Consider the following 16,579-nt stretch of genomic DNA (forward strand, 5'->3'; position numbering starts at 1 on the left):
CCCCATAGCCGTGGGGGATTTATCACCTCATAAAAATATAGCCAATTTTTATTTGTTCGTGTTGAGTCGCTGATTTCTTTCTTCGAGCAATTGCATGATAATTTTATAATCGCTCAGGGACACCGGACGAATATTCAGAATGTCATCCAGATTGGTTTTTACGCTCAGGCGTGCACATGTTTCTTTATCGTATTTCTCAAAAGCAGTCTTGTAAGCCTGCATATGTAACTGAGGGATAAAGTAATATTCAATTTCAGAAAGTATCAGATTGTATTTATTGATAATGATTCCCGGCTCTTTTGTTCCATTTCGAAAAGAGAACATGCTGTACACATGTATGAAGTCTTGGATTTCGATTGCTGTCATGGGGATGTTGATTATGAACGCAAAGTAGCTTCAGGAAAGCAGGAGGTCAATCAATATTGGTAAACCTGGTATTATTCAATATCAAAAGGTCGATTTATCTGGGTGAATGACGGAAAGGAGCTCCTACTCTTGTATTTTTTAAAGACAATAATTCATGTTGGTGGGCCTGAAACTTCATTTATTCCCCAATAAAGGCCTTTAAAGGACTAATTGGCAATATCTTGAAAAAAATAAAGCCCGGAGGCTGCGTCCCCCGGGCTTCAGAAAAGCTAGAATAATTTGGAGCTAGTGTGAAAAGTCTCACAAATGTGGACTTATTTATTAGAGTGGGAAATACCCCATATAGGGTAATTAATACCCTATTATTGGGGTAGTGATCAGGTATTTTTCAAAAAAAGCCCATTTTTTCAGCCTTCCGTATTAGTTCAGCTGCATTTTTTGCGTCCAGTTTCTTCATTAGCGCTTTTCGATGGGTTTTGATGGTGTGCGCACTTACATGGAGCTTTGAAGCGATTTTTTCGGAAGACAAGCCTTCCGACATCAATAAAAGAACTTCCATTTCTCTTTCGCTGATATCCGGCATATCATCTTTATGGTCATGATTCAATTTGTTCTTACGAAGGTTTTGTAAAAACTCAAGATTGATATAGGGTTTACCATCAATAATGCGAATGGAATCGTGTTGATTTTCTTCTTCAGTTATTAGTTTGTTGGTGGCAGTATTTTTTGTGCGGGGAGTAAAAGATACGATCAGAAATTTAATTTGCTGATTTGCGTCTCGTTCCAACACACCGGTAATACATTTGATTTTAACGTAGCCTTTATTTTTTCTTTTGTATCGAAAATGTGTTTCCCAATTCAGGTGATCGTGTACAAATGGCTGGTTGATTCTTTTTTCAATGTTCTGCTGATAAATTTCCATGATACTCCCCAGATCTTCCTTGTGTATATTGGCAAGACCAAATGCCCAGCCTCCGTTCAGAAAGTCTTCTTTTGTCCACCCGGTAATTTCTTCCAGGCCTGAACTTGCGAAGTGATTTTTGCCGGTCTGTATGTCTGATACGATCCAACCGATATCCGGTCGGTTGTCCATTACTTTCAGAATGGACTGATTTTTTGATGAGAATTTATCCTGATCGGTTAGCTTACCAAAACTTTCAAAAATAAATTGAGCACCCACAGGATCATTATTATCACCCAGATGAAATGCAGAAACTGGAATTTCCGGGATATCGATCTTGTTATCGGTCAGAACGGTGATTGTGCATTTGAATGAATGCCGGCGACTGATTTTTTTATGTATTTCGATAAAGTTCAACTCGGGAAAAACAGAAGTAAGCATTCGCCCCTTCAAGGAGGATACTTCTTGTTTTAGAAACCTGGAGAGGATAGGGTTACAATAAGCGATTTTACCGCTTAGATTTGTAATTAAAATTCCCTCAGAATTTATATCAAATACACTCCGTAATGGTTTAATAAAATCGAGCACACTTTTCATACAAAATAATTATTCCAGGCCCCATTCAGTAGCGATCCTGATCGCATCCGCGGCATTTCTCGCGTCCAGTTTTTTAAACAGATTTTTTTTATAAGAATTGATGGTGTTCAGGCGCAGTCCCAGGATTCGTGATATGTCCTTTGCGGAATGACCCATTCGGATATGACGAAGCAATTGAATTTCACGTGGTGACAAACTAATTCCAAAAACAGTTGAAGAAGGAATTTGTTCAGATTCGGCAGAGGAATCAATATTGTTTTGTTTCAACAATTGATTGAGAATCTTTTCTGTCAACTGTTTGTCTACAGATTTTTCATCTGTCACATCACGCGTGAAGACTATGGTATATAATACCTGGTCTTTTTCATCGCGCTCCAGGAAGTAACTTTCACCGTGTAACCAGCGCCAGCTGCCATTACGGTGTCTCCATCGGAATTCATACACAATCGGTTTGTGATCATGAATGAATGGCTCATTGTTCCACAGACTAATGCCTTTCAGAAATTCTTCTACGAGTCTCTTTACATCTTCGGGATGCGTCAGTGAAATCCCCAGAGCCCAACCATTGTCTATGAATTTTTGGGGATCCCACCCGATTATTTTTTCAAGAGCATCCGATACATACAATGTGGTTCTTGCCTGTACATTGGTAACCGTAACTAATTCGTCAGTTCGGTCACCAAGAGCTTTCAATAAATTAATCTGATTGTGAAAATGTTGCATGCGCTCTTCTGCCAGATCAATTTTTTCCTTGAATACAAAAAGTACTCCAATGGGTTCATTGTTGAGGTTGTGAAGCAAAGTGTAATTTACGGTAACCGTAAAGTTCTTATCATTGTTACCGGTGCAACTGATTACCCGAATAATGTTCTCTTGCGCGGAAAGTTCGCTTAACAATTTATCAAAGCGGAAATTTGGGTCGTGGCGGAGTTCCGTACAAAATTTTCCATTAACCTGTTCGATAGAATATCCAAAAAGCTCACGAATTGCCGGATTGGTATATAAAATTTTACCGTCAAGGCCGGTTACCATGATTCCATCTTTTGACAAATCATACAAAACTATGGAATGTTGTATGTAAGAGGACAATGATCGCATGATGGACATTTAATTTGAATGACATTGACTGAATAAGCAACGTTGCCTTCAATAGCAATTCACATTATGGTCTTTGGACTCTGAATCAGATTCAGGAATTATTTTTTAAAAGAGAACCAACAATGCATTTTGTTCAATTGAACAAGCAATTCAAATTGCCTTAACAGCATGAGATTTTATACTAGCCCAGTAATCTCAAGGTCAAATATATAAATCATCCGGAATTAAAAAAATTTTATTCCGTGAATGAAGAGGGGAAGGGTTTTTTGGGGTGTTATTAATTTTTGAAATCCCAGGTATGTTTATCCATTTCTTTCAGACAAACGACCAGCAATTCAATGCAGGAGGAGATATCCGTTTTATCGGCCATTTCAATCACCTGGTGAATGTGACGGGTTGGAATTGATATTGCTCCGGCAATAGCTCCTGTTTTTCCCATTCGCTGGATTCCGGCAGTATCTGTTCCGCCGGCTTGCAGAATTTCAGGCTGCCATTTGATTTTGTGTTTATCCGCTGATTTTTTCATGAATTCAACCATTCTTGCATCGCAAATAGTGGAAGAGTCCATGATTTTAATAGCAGCTCCTTTGCCCAATGCGGTTACTCTTTCATGCGGCTGTGACCCGGGTACATCATAGGCGATTGTCGTATCCAGCCCAATTCCGAAATCAGGTTCAATGTGGTGTGCCGCTACATTCGCCCCACGGATTCCTACTTCTTCCTGTACGGTAAAGACACCATAAACATCAAAAGGAACCTGTTTCAATTTGCGAAATGTTTCAATTAAAATAAAAACAGATACTCTGTTATCTATGGATTTGCAGTTGACACAATTGCCCATTTCAATCAACTGGCGTTCGCGTGTGATAGGGTCACCTACACGAACAAATTTCTCTACTTCTTTTTTTGACATCCCCAGATCAATAAAGAAATCTGTGATCTGTGCTGATTTATTTCGCTCTTCCGCGGTCATGATATGAATGGGTTTACTTCCCATGACTCCGACCAGATCTTTACGGCCATGTACGATCACACGTTGTGCGGTCAGTGTTTTGGGGTCAAATCCTCCAAGTGTATGAAAGCGCAAGAATCCGTTGTCATCGATATGAGTAACCATGAAGCCAATTTCATCCATATGCGCCGCTACCATTATCCGCTTATCATTTTTCCCTTTCTTGATGGCTGTAACGTTGCCCATTTTGTCAATGTGAACTTCATCTGCAAGTGGTTTGATTTCGCGCAAAACGATTTCACGAATCCGATTCTCGAAACCCGGCGCACCGGCTGTTTCACAGATTTCTTTCAGAAGTGGGAGGTTGAAGGACATTATGGATTATGGATTTTAGATTTTAGATTTTAGATTTTAGTTGTTAGTTGTTAGTGATACTTTGATTAACGGGTCAAGATAACAACAACTATTTCCAGATTATTTAACCCGACCGAGTTTAATCATGTTTGTACGGCCTTGTTCGGAAAGAGGAATGCTTGCGAGGTTAATAATTATTTCACCCTTCGTGACATAGCCTTTATCTTTCAGAATCTGTTGCAACTCATCAATGGTCTCATCAGTTGATACCCGATGATCATAGTAGAATCCGCGAACTCCCCACACAAGACTCAGCACATTGAGCAATGACGGAACGTCTGTAAAGATAAGGATATCTGCAAGAGGTCGTTGAGCGGCTACTTTGTAAGCGGTATATCCGGAACGGGTCATTCCTACAATCGCTTTTGCTGCCACCTGTGAAGCCATCACACATGCATTGTAACACGCGGAATCGGAAATGAAAGTACTGCTGGTGATATCGGGTTTAATATCTCGGTTGTAGTGGTAAGCTTTTGCTTCCACTGTTGAAATGATGTTTCGCATGTACTCCACCACTTTGACAGGATATTGTCCAACGGAGGTTTCTCCACTCAGCATCACGGCATCGGCGCCATCCATCACTGAGTTCGCGACATCATTGACTTCCGCACGGGTGGGAGCATAATTGGTGATCATGGTTTCCATCATCTGTGTTGCAATGATTACCGGCTTGGCGGCCTGAATACATTTGTTCACAAGCATCTTCTGGATGATGGGGACCTCCTGCATCGGAAGTTCGACTCCAAGGTCTCCGCGTGCAACCATTAATGCATCGGTTTCACGGATGATAAAATCAATTTCATTGAGGGCTTCCGGTTTTTCAATCTTCGCGATAACACGAATTTTTTTTCCTGCTCTTTTGATCATCGCTTTGAGATCCACTATGTCCTTTGCAGTCCGAACAAAAGAAAGTCCTATCCAGTCAACATTTTGCTCCAGTGCAAAACTCAGATCGTCAAGATCTTTGGCTGTCAGACTGGGAAGTGAAATTTTTGTTCTAGGGAGGTTGACACCTTTGCGGGAAGAAATTTTTCCGCGGCTTTCCGCGATAGCATGCACTTCATCCAAACGGTTTGTGCTGATTACCCGCAACTGAATTTTACCATCATCAATGAGTACAAGATCTCCTATTGCCACATCCTGCGGAAACTGCTGATAATTCATATACAGTTTCCCGTTTTTGCCGATACATTCATGAGATGTAAATACAATCTCCTGTCCTGCTTCGAGAACCATTTCATTGTTTTCCACTTCTCCAATGCGGAGTTTCGGCCCTTGTAAATCGACCAGGATAGAAATGTTGGCATTCAATTCCCGACTGATGGAACGGATATCTTCGATAACTTTTCGATGCACGGAATAATCGCCATGAGACAGATTCAGCCGGCACACATCCACTCCGGCTTCCATCAATTGTTTCAGCATTTCCGGGGAAGAAGAGGCGGGGCCGATAGTCGCGACAATTTTCGTTTTGTTAAAGGGGATCATAAAGTTGTTGGGAGTGATATTGAAAACATCATTATTATTTCGCAGGAGTAAAAATGTTTTCGAATGTTCTGATGATGGATTAAAAAACCAGATTTTCTTTTGATTTTAAATTTTTGGCTTCGAGTTTGTAAACACCAAGAACCATTCGAATTTCTTTTAACGCGGCAAGAATCAATGGTTCTTCAATTCGGGACATTCCTTTTCTTACAATTACAAAATAGTCAATTTGTTTTTGTTCCGGAATCAACAAGCCTTTTGAAGACCTGTTGGCGACAAGATAATATTCATCCTCTTCAGGTGTGATGTATTTAAAAAATGAAAATTCCTGATCTTCCATTCTTTTACCGTTGAAGACTTTGTAGTCTTCTTCCCGTTGTAAACGAATGTCAAGTTTCAAATTTAGTTCCCTGCAAAGTCTGTAATCTTTTTGTTGGCAAATGATACCAATCAGAAGAAAATCAAAATTATCTTCTTCTTTAAGTTTTATAATTGTCTTTGCCATTGCTTTCCGCCTGTGAAAATAACAATTGAAATGCAAAAATGATCAGAAAAGCAAAAGCATTAAGCATTTTCAATCGGGAATTGCTTTTTCAGCGAAATGCGGAGGAAATCAGGACAGCCCAAGGCTGGTGCAGGCTTTCTCCGCGGCAATTTGTTCAGCGCGTTTTTTGGAATAATCCTCCCCGCGCGAGAGTTCCTGTCCATCGATCATCAACCGTACACGGAGCAGGCGTTTTCCGCCGTTTTCCACTTCTTCCAGTAATTCAAATTCAACAGCTTTGCGTTCGCGTTGAGCCCAGTTGATCAGTTTGCTTTTAAAGTTAGCGTCGAGTTGTTCGATCTCATCCAAATCGATGTGGTGCTTGACAATTCTTTTCAGAATCAATTTACGTGTAACATCATAACCCTGGTCGATATACACCGCGCCGATAAGTGCCTCAAACGCGTCGCCATATGCGGAACGGTTTTTCGCGCCCGGATCAATGTTGCCGGTCATGAAGTGGTCGATACCGAGTTTCATCGCCAGGCGGTTGAGATGTTCACGATTCACGATACGGCTTCTCATTTCTGTGAGGAAGCCTTCTTCTTTAAATGGAAATTTTTTAAAGAGCATTTCAGCAATGACAGCGCCCAGCACTGCGTCCCCTAAATATTCAAGTCGTTCGTTACTGAGTTTTATTCCGCTGGGATGTTCTTCGGCTGTAGAGCGATGACGAAAAGCAAGGTGATAAACGGCAGTGTTTCCCGGATAAAAACCCAGGAGATTGCGTAGAGAAGAGGCAAATTTCTTGTCTTTGGAAAAGAGGTTGCGGATGTAAGAAGTGAAAATCAAGCGCTGAAATTTTAGGATTCAGGCTGCCGGTTTGAATCCGGGAGATCAGGAATACTTGCGAAAGATAACGGAAGCATTGTGACCGCCGAAACCAAATGTATTGCTCAGGGCTGCACGAACAGTCCGGTGCTGCGCTTTGTTAAAGGTCAGGTTCAGTTTCGGATCAAACGCGGGATCGTCGGTGAAGTGATTGATCGTAGGAGGAATGATTCCATGTACAACGGCCATAATACTTGCAATGGCTTCGATTGCTCCTGCAGCACCAAGCAGGTGACCGGTCATTGATTTCGTACTACTGATATTCATACGATAGGCATCTTCACCAAAAACTGTTTGGATTGCTTTTATTTCCTGAGGATCACCAATTGGAGTGGAGGTTCCGTGGACGTTGACATAATCGATATCCTTGGTCGACATACCTGCATCTTCAAGGGCAGCATTCATGACATTCGCGGCACCAAGTCCTTCCGGATGCGGAGCCGTCATGTGATATGCATCGGCAGACATACCGCCACCGACTAATTCAGCATAGATTTTTGCACCTCTTGCTTTTGCATGTTCCAGTTCTTCAAGAACAAGGCAACCGGCACCTTCTCCCATCACAAAACCATCCCGATCAAGATCGAAAGGACGTGAAGCGGTAGTCGGGTCATCGTTCCGTTGTGAAAGAGCTTGCAAAGCGTTGAATCCGCCAACACAGGTTTCATTCACTGTTGATTCCGAACCTCCTGAAATAATGATATTGGCTTTTCCTAAACGGATATAGGTAAACGCGTCAATCAGTGCATTCGTTGAAGAAGCACAGGCGGATACAGTGGTGAAATTCGGTCCGCGAAAACCGTATTTGATGGAGATGTGTCCGGATGCGATATCCGCGATCATCTTAGGAATGAAAAATGGATTGAAGCGTGGAGTACCGTCACCTTTGGCGAATGCGGAAACTTCATCCTGGAAAGTTTTTAAACCCCCAATGCCGGAACCCCAGATAACTCCGACTCTGTCGTGATTGACCGTTTCAAGGTTAATACCACTATCGACAATTGCCTGTTCGGCAACTACCAGTGCATAGTGGGAAAATCCATCAAGCTTACGGCCTTCTTTACGCTCAAAATAGTCGTTGATGTCAAAACCTTTTACTTCGCAGGCAAAACGGGTTTTGAATTTCGAAGCGTCAAATTTGGTAATCATACCAGCGCCACTGACTCCGTTAATGAGTCCGTTCCAATACGATTCAACGGAGTTGCCAAGGGGAGTAAGTGCGCCAAGGCCTGTAACTACGACTCGTTTCAGTTGCATTCCGGTATAAAAATTTGAGATGAATCAAACAAAGGGCGCTTCGTAACCCTAATGAAAGACCAACCAGATCCGGGAGCTGAAAATCAGCTAAAGGATCTGGTTGGGAAAATGGAAAATTATTTAGCGTTCTTCTCGATATAATCGATCGCCTGGCCGACTGTAGAAATCTTTTCAGCCTGATCGTCCGGAATAGCGATATTGAATTCTTTTTCGAATTCCATGATCAACTCAACGGTGTCAAGGGAATCAGCACCCAAATCGTTGGTAAAGCTGGCTTCTGTCGTCACTTCTTTTTCGTCAACACCAAGTTTGTCGATGATGATGGCTTTCACTTTTGATGCAATGTCTGACATGTTTGTGTCCTTTTAGGTGATTTAGATTAAATGTTGTGCAAAGTAAAATTTATTCGACTTAAAATCAAAATGGAGATTTTAGCCTTTTCGGAGCTTATTCAGAGTCACTGGTTTAAAGACTCATGACTCCAATTTTTCATTAAATACTATCATTTTTACTCTTTTCATATTCATTTCCCGCAGTATTTATTCGAAAAAGGAAGAAAGAGTTTAAAATGTCGTTTTATTGATATTGATTGTTTCCGTTTTCAAACTATGAATTTGCATTCGGAGGACAAAAATTAATGCATGAACATGCGCAGAAGGTAGAAAATCCCGGCTGCCAGCAGAGCAGATACCGGAATCGTGAGTACCCATGCCCAGATGAGTTGGATTGTAACACCCCAACGTACAGCACTCACCCGTTTTGTTACTCCAACTCCGATGATAGCACCGGTAATAGTATGTGTAGTGCTCACCGGTATTTTGAAATGCTGCGTACCGAAAAGTGTCAGAGCTCCCGCGGTTTCAGCACTAAATCCCTCAAATGGAGTCAGTTTGGTAACTTTTTGCCCCATTGTTTTAACGATTTTCCATCCGCCGATCATCGTTCCGGCTGCAATCGCGGTATAGCAGGCAAGAGGTACCCATTCGGGTAATTCCTTTATATCCCCAATAACTCCCTGCGACACCATTGCAGCGGCGATGATACCCATAACTTTTTGGGCGTCATTACCACCGTGACCAAGACTATAGGCAGCTGATGAAAGTAGCTGGAGCCTTCGGAACACCACATCCACTTTCGAAGGATTGAAGCGTTTACAAATATTAATTGTTATTACAGAAATAATATAAGACATCACCAAACCAATAACCGGAGCGAGAACAATAAAATATATTGTTGGCATTACTTTTTCGTACTGAACAGCGGAAAAAGATCCGGCATTGGCAATACCTGCACCTGCAAATCCACCGATCAGGGTGTGTGAAGAACTGGAAGGAATACCGCCCCACCATGTGGCCAGATTCCAGATGATGGCTGCGATGACACCGGATAAAACGACCAATAATGTGACGTTTTCTTTGTTCACGGTTTTTGCTACTGTGTCCGCCACTTTCAGCTCAAAGATCCAGTAAGCCAGAAAGTTAAAGGCTGCAGCCCAAATTACAGCGGTGAGGGGAGAAAGAACTTTTGTGGACACCACTGTTGCAATCGAATTGGCAGCATCATGAAAACCATTGATGAAGTCAAAGACCAGTGCCAGGATGATTACAAGTGTAATAAGTTGCATAATGTGCTTATTATCAGAAAATAGTATATTTTAAGCGTGTTTCACAATTACAGATTCGATGACATTCGCAACATCTTCACACATATCGGTTGCTGTTTCGAGTGCTGATAAGACCTCTTTGATTTTGATGATCTGTATTGCATCCTTTTCTTCTTCAAATAATCTGGCTACGGCATTATCGAAAATATCATCCGCATGATTCTCAATGCTGTTGACTCTTACCAATGCTTCACGAATTTTGATCATGTTGTTCATGCTGCGCAGGCTTTGGATGGCACTGTTCAGTTCTTCGGCACATTGAAGGATAAGTTCACTCAGCTTAATCATCGAAGGGTGAATGGTTTCTACTTTGTAGAGTTCTATTCTCTTAGCTGAGCCATGGATATAATCAATGATGTCATCAAGCCCGGATGCCAAATGCTGGATGTCTTCACGATCGAAAGGAGTGATAAAAGTACGTGCAACTTCATTAAAGATCTGGTGGGTTATTTCATCACCTGTATGTTCCAGTTTTTCGATCTGACGGATAAAAGCTGTTCTCTTTTCAGGAGAAGTGGTGGTGAGTGCCTCATACAACAGTTTGGAGATGGCAACAAGATTGGCAGAAGCCTGTTCAAAAAGCGGATAGAATTTTCTGTCTTTTGGAACGAAGTATTGGAAGATTGAATTCGCCGACATGTTTGGAAGATTATTTTAAGAATGGACGAAAGTAATGAAATTAAGGTGGGAAAAATTTCAATGTTGATAATTTCACAGGGAAATTTTATTGTATTTCATTCGATTTTTTCGAAATTTTGACATAAAGTAAAGCTTCCAAATCCGGAGCTTCGAATAAAACCTCTTCGGATGAAGTATTGGCGAATACCTTAAATGAATATATGTTCTGAAGAGAGTGATTTTTTAAAAGGATTTCCGGCTAACTTTAATGGAATATTGTCCGAGTATTAATTTCGGACACCAAAACATTAAGAACCCGATAGTTGTTTAGAATCCATTCTTTATAAGAAAAGGCGCCTTTACAATAATTAATAATAGATTCTCCCCATTTTTTGACGCATACATGAATGAATACAATACCCGGTAAAATTCTACTGATAGAAGACGAACCCAAACTGGCAGCCTTTATTAAGAGGGGACTGGAAGAGAATGGTTTGGAAACAGATGTATCTTATGATGGAGAACTTGGCTCAAGGATGGCAAAATCCGGGAATTATAGTTTATACATTCTGGACGTGAATCTACCGTACAAAAACGGAATAGAAATTTGCAAAGAACTTCGTCAGCAAAATAAAAACTCTCCGGTGCTAATGCTTACTGCCCTGGGGAGCACGGAGGATAAGTTGCTGGGTTTTGATGCCGGGGCGGATGATTACCTCTTAAAGCCGTTTGAATTTCTGGAATTATTAGCAAGGGTAAAGGCCTTGTTGAAAAGAGTGAATGCTGACAATACAGTATCTGACCTACTGCGTTTCGCGGACATTGAACTTGATTTGAATTTGCACGCGGCTAAACGTGGCGGTAAAAAAATTGATCTCACAGCCAAAGAATTTGCATTGCTTGAATATTTTATGCGGAATAAAAAGAGAGTCATTAGCAGGGTAGAACTTGCAGAGAAAATATGGGATATTTCTTTTGACACTGGAACAAATGTCATTGATGTATATGTCAATTTTCTTCGAAAAAAAATTGATAAAAATTTCAACAAGAAACTGATTCATACCCAAATCGGAGTTGGATATATCATGAAAGAAGAATAGTTGATCTTGAAAATAATGATTCACTTTTTCCGCTGGAATTTCGTTGAACATTCAATTTCATATTGAGAAAGAATTTTTGCATGCAAATAAAAAATCAACTTACTCTTCAGTTTTCAATCCTGGTTGGGGCCATCCTTCTGCTTTTTTGTTTTTCGATTTATTTTCTATCCGCCTTTTTTCTGAAAAAGGAATTCAGTATGGAGTTAAAAAAGAAGGCGGAATTTACGGCCGGTTTGCTTCTTAAAAACGATGGCCTTAATTTAGTTTTGATTGAATCTCTCGGCAATCAAAAAATCAATGAAATGTTGGGAGAGCAGATTTTTATTTCAACGGAATCGGGAGAAGAGTTATTCAACAGTTTTGATAATGCTCAATTGCTTAATTGGATCAGATCTCCGGAACAATTACCGGATGGACCTTCGTATGTTCCCCTGGCTGATGATTATCTATTGCATAAATTTTCTTATTCTCCTGCAGGAGGTTCCTATATTGTAATAGTTGCCTCGAAGAACAATTATTTGGTTGAGCTTAATCTTCTGAAAATATTTCTCATTTCAGGATTTATTCTGAGCCTTGGTATTGTTTATTTCTCAGGGAAATATTTTTCTGCCGCCGCTCTTGGCCCGGTGGAAAAAATTGTAAATGAAGTGGAGGCGATTTCCGCTACAAATCTTCACAAGCGACTCGACATTGCGAATGGCGAAGATGAATTGGCTCATCTTTCCATCACATTCAATCGATTATTGGAGAGGTTGGAAACCAGTTTTGCGCTTCAACGAAATTTTGTCGCCAATGCTTCACATGAATTACGTACTCCTCTAAGTGCCATAACCGCCCAGCTGGAAGTTACCTTGATGAATACAAGAAGTGTGGAGGAATACAAACTTGTTATGCAATCGATACTGGATGATATCCGGGAGATGAACCAACTTTCAGAGGGTCTCTTTGATCTGACGCTTGCCAGTCGGGATGTTTCACTCATGAAATTTTCAGAAGTACGCCTGGATGAATTGCTCATGCAGTCAAGAGGGGAGTTGTTAAAGAAAAAGCCGGAATATAAAATCAACATCCACATTGGAGAATTGCCGGACAACGAGCGGTTGCTAATGTTACACGGGAAGGAACATTTGCTGAAATCCACATTGCGCAATCTGATGGATAATGCCTGTAAATATTCACCGGATAAGACTGCGGATGTGATTCTTACTTTTGAAAATCAAAATATAATTATCCGTATCCTGGATCACGGAATCGGAATTCCTGCCGATTATATGGACAAATTATTTACACCACTTTTACGGGCCGGCAATGTGAAACACATTCAGGGCCATGGTCTGGGTCTCGCTTTGGCTAAGAAGATTGTAGAGCTGCATCACGGTAAAATTTCTGTTGAATCGGAAATAGACAAAGGAACCCGTGTATTGCTTACATTTCCTGCATTGCTATAGTAGATTTAATCCTTAGGGTTTTTTCGTTCAATTTTAATCCTTTTTTAATCTCCCTTTAATTCCATTTTAAGGAGTTTGCTCGTCCTTTGTGCACGTATTTAAAATGAATACGTCCGGCAACAGGGAAACTGAAGCATTAATAAATCCTGAAAACGATGAAAACAAATAATCCTATCAGCGCCACAGAAGGCCTGATGAATAAAAAAGAAAGATATAATAAACTCACCGGATTTCCACTTGCCAATGTGGCTGAAACAAATGACTTGATAGAGCTGGTACTGGAGGTTCCCGGTTACAAGCCGGAAGATATTTCTGTCCATTTTATCCAAAGCAGAATTTTCATTTCAGGTAGTCGAAATGAAAATTATTCCTCGCGTTCCCGACTTCACCTGAGTGTGGAAAGAATTGCCAATTTTCATTGGGTCTACGATTTGAAAATTCCGATTTCAAAAAAGGATCTCCAGATCGATCTTGAAAATGGATTTTTATTTATTACCGTACGGAAGACAGAGAAGGGAATTCAACCACAAACGGAGAATGCTTTGCCCGAAAATTTCATGGAAGATTCTGTGTATTTCCCACGCGCGAATATTGTGGAGACAGAAAATCATATTGAACTCAGTCTCGAAATTCCGGGATATAAAAATGAAGATGTCTCCATTCATTCGCAGGAAGGAAAATTGGAAATAAGGGGAAAGCGATCCTTGAATTTATACATTAAGGAAATGAAGTATCGGCGTATCGAAGTTCCATTCAGGAATAAATTTCTTCGTCGTTTTGAACTTCCTGAAAATACAAATCATGGTCAACTGTCCTGGTCGGTTCAGCAAGGGATACTGTATGTGTTTCTCCCGAAGTTGAGTGAAATTCGGAAGGAAGAAGTTTCCAGGGAGTCTCAGCTTGCCTGAAAATCTAATTTCTAACGCAATTACCCTGCACCCTGCCGGTTGTAACCGGCAGGGTTTTAATACAAAGAAACCTCAATATGTCATCTTTCGATCCGGTTGTTCTGTTTTTTATTCTTGGCGTAATTGTAGGAATATCAAAATCAGATTTAAAAATTCCGGATTCGTTTTACAATATTCTCAGTATTTACCTTTTGCTCTCCATTGGGATCAAGGGAGGAATAGAATTGTATAAGACCGGCCGCTATGAAAATGGCTGTTCCGGCTGCCAATCCCACTTATTATCTGACAGCCGCTTTGGGAATTACATTCCCCTTCAATATCATCGTCGGTATTAGTATTTATCATCATCTCACGAATTTATTTTATCAATCAATATAAGTTCAGATCATCTACTCAGTCAAACCTTAAAATGACACTCTAATAAAATAATAAATTATGAAAACTATAATCCTTAAATCCTCTTTGATTGTATTGTGTGTGCTTTCCTTCATGTCTTTCAGAACAGGGGAAGAATCTACCTCCAAAACTATTTCGAAAGAAGCTCAGGCCGCGCTCCAGCCGGGTCAGGCGCTTGAGAAATTAAAGGATGGAAATCGCCGGTTTGTCGAAAATAGAATGTTGAAACGGGATTATCCCGAATTAGTGAAAAGTTCAGCAAAGGGCCAATACCCTCATTCAGTAATACTCAGTTGTCTTGATTCCAGAACATCTTCTGAATTGATTTTTGATCAGGGTCTTGGGGATGTGTTTAATGCCCGTATTGCGGGGAATTTCGAAAACACAGATATCCTTGGGAGTATGGAGTTTGCCTGTAAGGTCGCCGGAGCCAAGCTGATTGTTGTATTAGGACACACGAATTGCGGTGCTGTGAAAGGGGCTTGTGACAATGTTCAAATGGGAAACCTCAGCAACGTGATTGATCAGATCAAGCCTTCAGCAGAAATTGTAAAAAATATTCCTGGTGAACGAAACTCTAAGAACCATGAATTTGTTGAGGCTGTATCAAAACAAAATGTGTTACAAACCATCAGCGACATCCGTCAACGCAGCCCGATTTTGAAAGCCATGGAAGAAAAAGGAGAAATCATGATTGTAGGCGGAATGTATGATCTCGAAACTGGAGTTGTGAACTTATATAATTAATAGAACTCATGAACTGTCCGAATTGCAAACAACAATTGGCCATCTCAGAAAGAATGGGCATCGAAATTGATTATTGTCCTTCCTGCAGAGGCGTATGGCTGGATCGTGGAGAGCTTGATAAGCTACTGGAGCGATCAACATCTTTTAGTACTGATAGAAAGAGAGATTCTTTTGATGATGATGCTTATCGATCGGAGGAAAAAAACCCTAAATTTCGCAAACGAAAGAACATTTTAGGAGACTTGTTCGATTTTTAAATGTTGATCATGGAAAATCAGGTTTTGCTTTGGGTAGGGTTCAATCTCTTTGTCTTGTTCATGCTTGCATTGGACCTGGGTGTTTTTCATAGAAAGGCACATCAGGTTACGGTGAAGGAAGCGATTGCCTGGAGTCTCCTTTGGATTACCCTTGCATTAATTTTTAATGCAGGGGTTTATCACTATATGGGACCACAGAAAGGAGTGGAGTTCTTTACCGGGTATCTGATAGAGAAGGCTCTGAGTATTGATAATATATTTGTATTCGTATTGATCTTTTCTTTTTTTAAGGTTCCTGAAATCCATAAACATCGGGTATTGTTTTGGGGTGTATTGGGAGCTTTGCTCATGCGTGCCGTATTTATTTTTGCAGGTGTCGCTTTGATTACAAAATTTCATTGGATCATTTACGTATTCGGTGCATTCCTGATTGGTACGGGATTGAAAATGGCTTTTACAGACAAAGATAAAAAGCCTGATCTGGACAAGAACCCTGTTGTGAGGTTGTTCAGGAAGTTTATTCCCGTCACTGAAAATTATGAAGGTGACAGGTTTTTTGTAAAAAGAAATGCGCGATGGGTTGCAACACCGTTGATGATCGTACTGATTCTTATTGAGACAACCGACTTGATTTTTGCTGTTGACAGCATTCCTGCAATTCTTGCCATTACGGATGATACTTTTATTGTATATACATCGAATGTTTTTGCGATCCTTGGTCTTCGTTCATTGTATTTCGCTTTGGCAGGCATCATCCATTTGTTCCGATACCTGCATTTCGGACTGGCGGCAATTTTGGTTTTTGTCGGTATTAAAATGATGCTGGTGGATCTTTATAAAATACCGATTTCCTATTCGCTGATCATTATCTCTCTCATTCTGATAACGAGTATTCTGTTTTCGGTTTTGAAAAAAAAGACAAGTGATTAAATCTTCGTGGCTCAAAACGATTTATTGACCGAAAACATATGAGTCAAGAAGGAGCGTTCCTTCCCTA

18 protein-coding genes are annotated in these 16,579 nt (G+C 40.5%); 7 read left to right on the top strand and 11 right to left on the bottom strand.

Annotated elements, in window-relative coordinates; genetic code table 11:
• Window positions 1-48: 48 nt before the first annotated feature.
• The 11 genes from IPP86_02130 to IPP86_02180 all read right to left on the bottom strand — a co-directional run bounded on the left by IPP86_02130 (window position 49) and on the right by IPP86_02180 (window position 10,747).
• Window positions 49-366 carry a hypothetical protein gene (locus IPP86_02130; GenBank protein MBL0137313.1) on the bottom strand — a complete coding sequence of 106 codons (318 nt, stop codon included), beginning with the start codon at window positions 364-366 and terminating at the stop codon, window positions 49-51.
• Between the two features lie 388 nt (window positions 367-754).
• Window positions 755-1,864 carry a PAS domain-containing protein gene (locus IPP86_02135; protein ID MBL0137314.1) on the bottom strand — a complete coding sequence of 370 codons (1,110 nt, stop codon included), beginning with the start codon at window positions 1,862-1,864 and terminating at the stop codon, window positions 755-757.
• A 9-nt stretch (window positions 1,865-1,873) separates the two neighbouring features.
• Window positions 1,874-2,962, bottom strand: coding sequence for a PAS domain S-box protein (locus IPP86_02140; GenBank protein ID MBL0137315.1), 1,089 nt, complete (start codon window positions 2,960-2,962; stop codon window positions 1,874-1,876).
• 277 nt (window positions 2,963-3,239) lie between these two features.
• Window positions 3,240-4,289 carry a M42 family metallopeptidase gene (locus tag IPP86_02145; GenBank protein ID MBL0137316.1) on the bottom strand — a complete coding sequence of 350 codons (1,050 nt, stop codon included), beginning with the start codon at window positions 4,287-4,289 and terminating at the stop codon, window positions 3,240-3,242.
• 99 nt (window positions 4,290-4,388) lie between these two features.
• On the bottom strand, window positions 4,389-5,816 hold the full coding sequence (pyk, locus tag IPP86_02150; protein ID MBL0137317.1) for a pyruvate kinase: 1,428 nt from the start codon (window positions 5,814-5,816) through the stop codon (window positions 4,389-4,391).
• A 79-nt stretch (window positions 5,817-5,895) separates the two neighbouring features.
• Entirely contained in the window at window positions 5,896-6,318 is a 423-nt protein-coding gene (locus IPP86_02155) for an IPExxxVDY family protein (protein MBL0137318.1), read from the bottom strand.
• A gap of 108 nt (window positions 6,319-6,426) precedes the next feature.
• Window positions 6,427-7,149 carry a ribonuclease III gene (gene rnc, locus IPP86_02160; protein ID MBL0137319.1) on the bottom strand — a complete coding sequence of 241 codons (723 nt, stop codon included), beginning with the start codon at window positions 7,147-7,149 and terminating at the stop codon, window positions 6,427-6,429.
• A 45-nt stretch (window positions 7,150-7,194) separates the two neighbouring features.
• Complete coding sequence (fabF, locus tag IPP86_02165; protein ID MBL0137320.1) at window positions 7,195-8,445, bottom strand: beta-ketoacyl-ACP synthase II; 1,251 nt, start codon at window positions 8,443-8,445, stop codon at window positions 7,195-7,197.
• Window positions 8,446-8,561: 116 nt separating this feature from the next.
• On the bottom strand, window positions 8,562-8,798 hold the full coding sequence (locus IPP86_02170) for an acyl carrier protein (protein ID MBL0137321.1): 237 nt from the start codon (window positions 8,796-8,798) through the stop codon (window positions 8,562-8,564).
• A gap of 281 nt (window positions 8,799-9,079) precedes the next feature.
• Entirely contained in the window at window positions 9,080-10,069 is a 990-nt protein-coding gene (locus IPP86_02175; GenBank protein ID MBL0137322.1) for an inorganic phosphate transporter, read from the bottom strand.
• A 30-nt stretch (window positions 10,070-10,099) separates the two neighbouring features.
• A complete protein-coding gene (locus tag IPP86_02180; protein MBL0137323.1) occupies window positions 10,100-10,747 on the bottom strand; it encodes a DUF47 domain-containing protein in 648 nt (215 codons plus the stop codon).
• 386 nt (window positions 10,748-11,133) lie between these two features.
• Here IPP86_02180 and IPP86_02185 point away from each other — a divergent pair, with 386 nt between their 5' ends.
• From IPP86_02185 to IPP86_02215, 7 genes are all read left to right on the top strand, one after another.
• Entirely contained in the window at window positions 11,134-11,826 is a 693-nt protein-coding gene (locus IPP86_02185; GenBank protein MBL0137324.1) for a response regulator transcription factor, read from the top strand.
• 80 nt (window positions 11,827-11,906) lie between these two features.
• A complete protein-coding gene (locus tag IPP86_02190; GenBank protein MBL0137325.1) occupies window positions 11,907-13,274 on the top strand; it encodes a HAMP domain-containing histidine kinase in 1,368 nt (455 codons plus the stop codon).
• A 155-nt stretch (window positions 13,275-13,429) separates the two neighbouring features.
• A complete protein-coding gene (locus IPP86_02195; protein MBL0137326.1) occupies window positions 13,430-14,182 on the top strand; it encodes an Hsp20/alpha crystallin family protein in 753 nt (250 codons plus the stop codon).
• A 77-nt stretch (window positions 14,183-14,259) separates the two neighbouring features.
• Entirely contained in the window at window positions 14,260-14,517 is a 258-nt protein-coding gene (locus IPP86_02200) for a sodium-dependent bicarbonate transport family permease (protein ID MBL0137327.1), read from the top strand.
• A 100-nt stretch (window positions 14,518-14,617) separates the two neighbouring features.
• On the top strand, window positions 14,618-15,325 hold the full coding sequence (locus tag IPP86_02205; GenBank protein MBL0137328.1) for a carbonic anhydrase: 708 nt from the start codon (window positions 14,618-14,620) through the stop codon (window positions 15,323-15,325).
• An 8-nt stretch (window positions 15,326-15,333) separates the two neighbouring features.
• Complete coding sequence (locus IPP86_02210) at window positions 15,334-15,582, top strand: zf-TFIIB domain-containing protein (protein ID MBL0137329.1); 249 nt, start codon at window positions 15,334-15,336, stop codon at window positions 15,580-15,582.
• Between the two features lie 9 nt (window positions 15,583-15,591).
• Complete coding sequence (locus tag IPP86_02215) at window positions 15,592-16,512, top strand: TerC family protein (protein ID MBL0137330.1); 921 nt, start codon at window positions 15,592-15,594, stop codon at window positions 16,510-16,512.
• The last annotated feature ends 67 nt before the right edge of the window (window positions 16,513-16,579 follow it).

The sequence above is a fragment of the Bacteroidota bacterium genome (assembly GCA_016720935.1).
GTDB lineage: Bacteria > Bacteroidota > Bacteroidia > AKYH767-A > 2013-40CM-41-45 > JADKJP01.

Bases quoted from the DNA above. Each gene is read 5' to 3' on its own strand.
- IPP86_02130 (MBL0137313.1), bottom strand. From the start codon at position 366: ATGACAGCAATCGAAATCCAAGACTTCATACATGTGTACAGCATGTTC.
- IPP86_02135 (MBL0137314.1), bottom strand. From the start codon at position 1,864: ATGAAAAGTGTGCTCGATTTTATTAAACCATTACGGAGTGTATTTGAT.
- IPP86_02140 (MBL0137315.1), bottom strand. From the start codon at position 2,962: ATGCGATCATTGTCCTCTTACATACAACATTCCATAGTTTTGTATGAT.
- IPP86_02145 (MBL0137316.1), bottom strand. From the start codon at position 4,289: ATGTCCTTCAACCTCCCACTTCTGAAAGAAATCTGTGAAACAGCCGGT.
- pyk (MBL0137317.1), bottom strand. From the start codon at position 5,816: ATGATCCCCTTTAACAAAACGAAAATTGTCGCGACTATCGGCCCCGCC.
- IPP86_02155 (MBL0137318.1), bottom strand. From the start codon at position 6,318: ATGGCAAAGACAATTATAAAACTTAAAGAAGAAGATAATTTTGATTTT.
- fabF (MBL0137320.1), bottom strand. From the start codon at position 8,445: ATGCAACTGAAACGAGTCGTAGTTACAGGCCTTGGCGCACTTACTCCC.
- IPP86_02170 (MBL0137321.1), bottom strand. From the start codon at position 8,798: ATGTCAGACATTGCATCAAAAGTGAAAGCCATCATCATCGACAAACTT.
- IPP86_02175 (MBL0137322.1), bottom strand. From the start codon at position 10,069: ATGCAACTTATTACACTTGTAATCATCCTGGCACTGGTCTTTGACTTC.
- IPP86_02180 (MBL0137323.1), bottom strand. From the start codon at position 10,747: ATGTCGGCGAATTCAATCTTCCAATACTTCGTTCCAAAAGACAGAAAA.
- IPP86_02185 (MBL0137324.1), top strand. From the start codon at position 11,134: ATGAATACAATACCCGGTAAAATTCTACTGATAGAAGACGAACCCAAA.
- IPP86_02190 (MBL0137325.1), top strand. From the start codon at position 11,907: ATGCAAATAAAAAATCAACTTACTCTTCAGTTTTCAATCCTGGTTGGG.
- IPP86_02195 (MBL0137326.1), top strand. From the start codon at position 13,430: ATGAAAACAAATAATCCTATCAGCGCCACAGAAGGCCTGATGAATAAA.
- IPP86_02200 (MBL0137327.1), top strand. From the start codon at position 14,260: ATGTCATCTTTCGATCCGGTTGTTCTGTTTTTTATTCTTGGCGTAATT.
- IPP86_02205 (MBL0137328.1), top strand. From the start codon at position 14,618: ATGAAAACTATAATCCTTAAATCCTCTTTGATTGTATTGTGTGTGCTT.
- IPP86_02210 (MBL0137329.1), top strand. From the start codon at position 15,334: ATGAACTGTCCGAATTGCAAACAACAATTGGCCATCTCAGAAAGAATG.
- IPP86_02215 (MBL0137330.1), top strand. From the start codon at position 15,592: ATGGAAAATCAGGTTTTGCTTTGGGTAGGGTTCAATCTCTTTGTCTTG.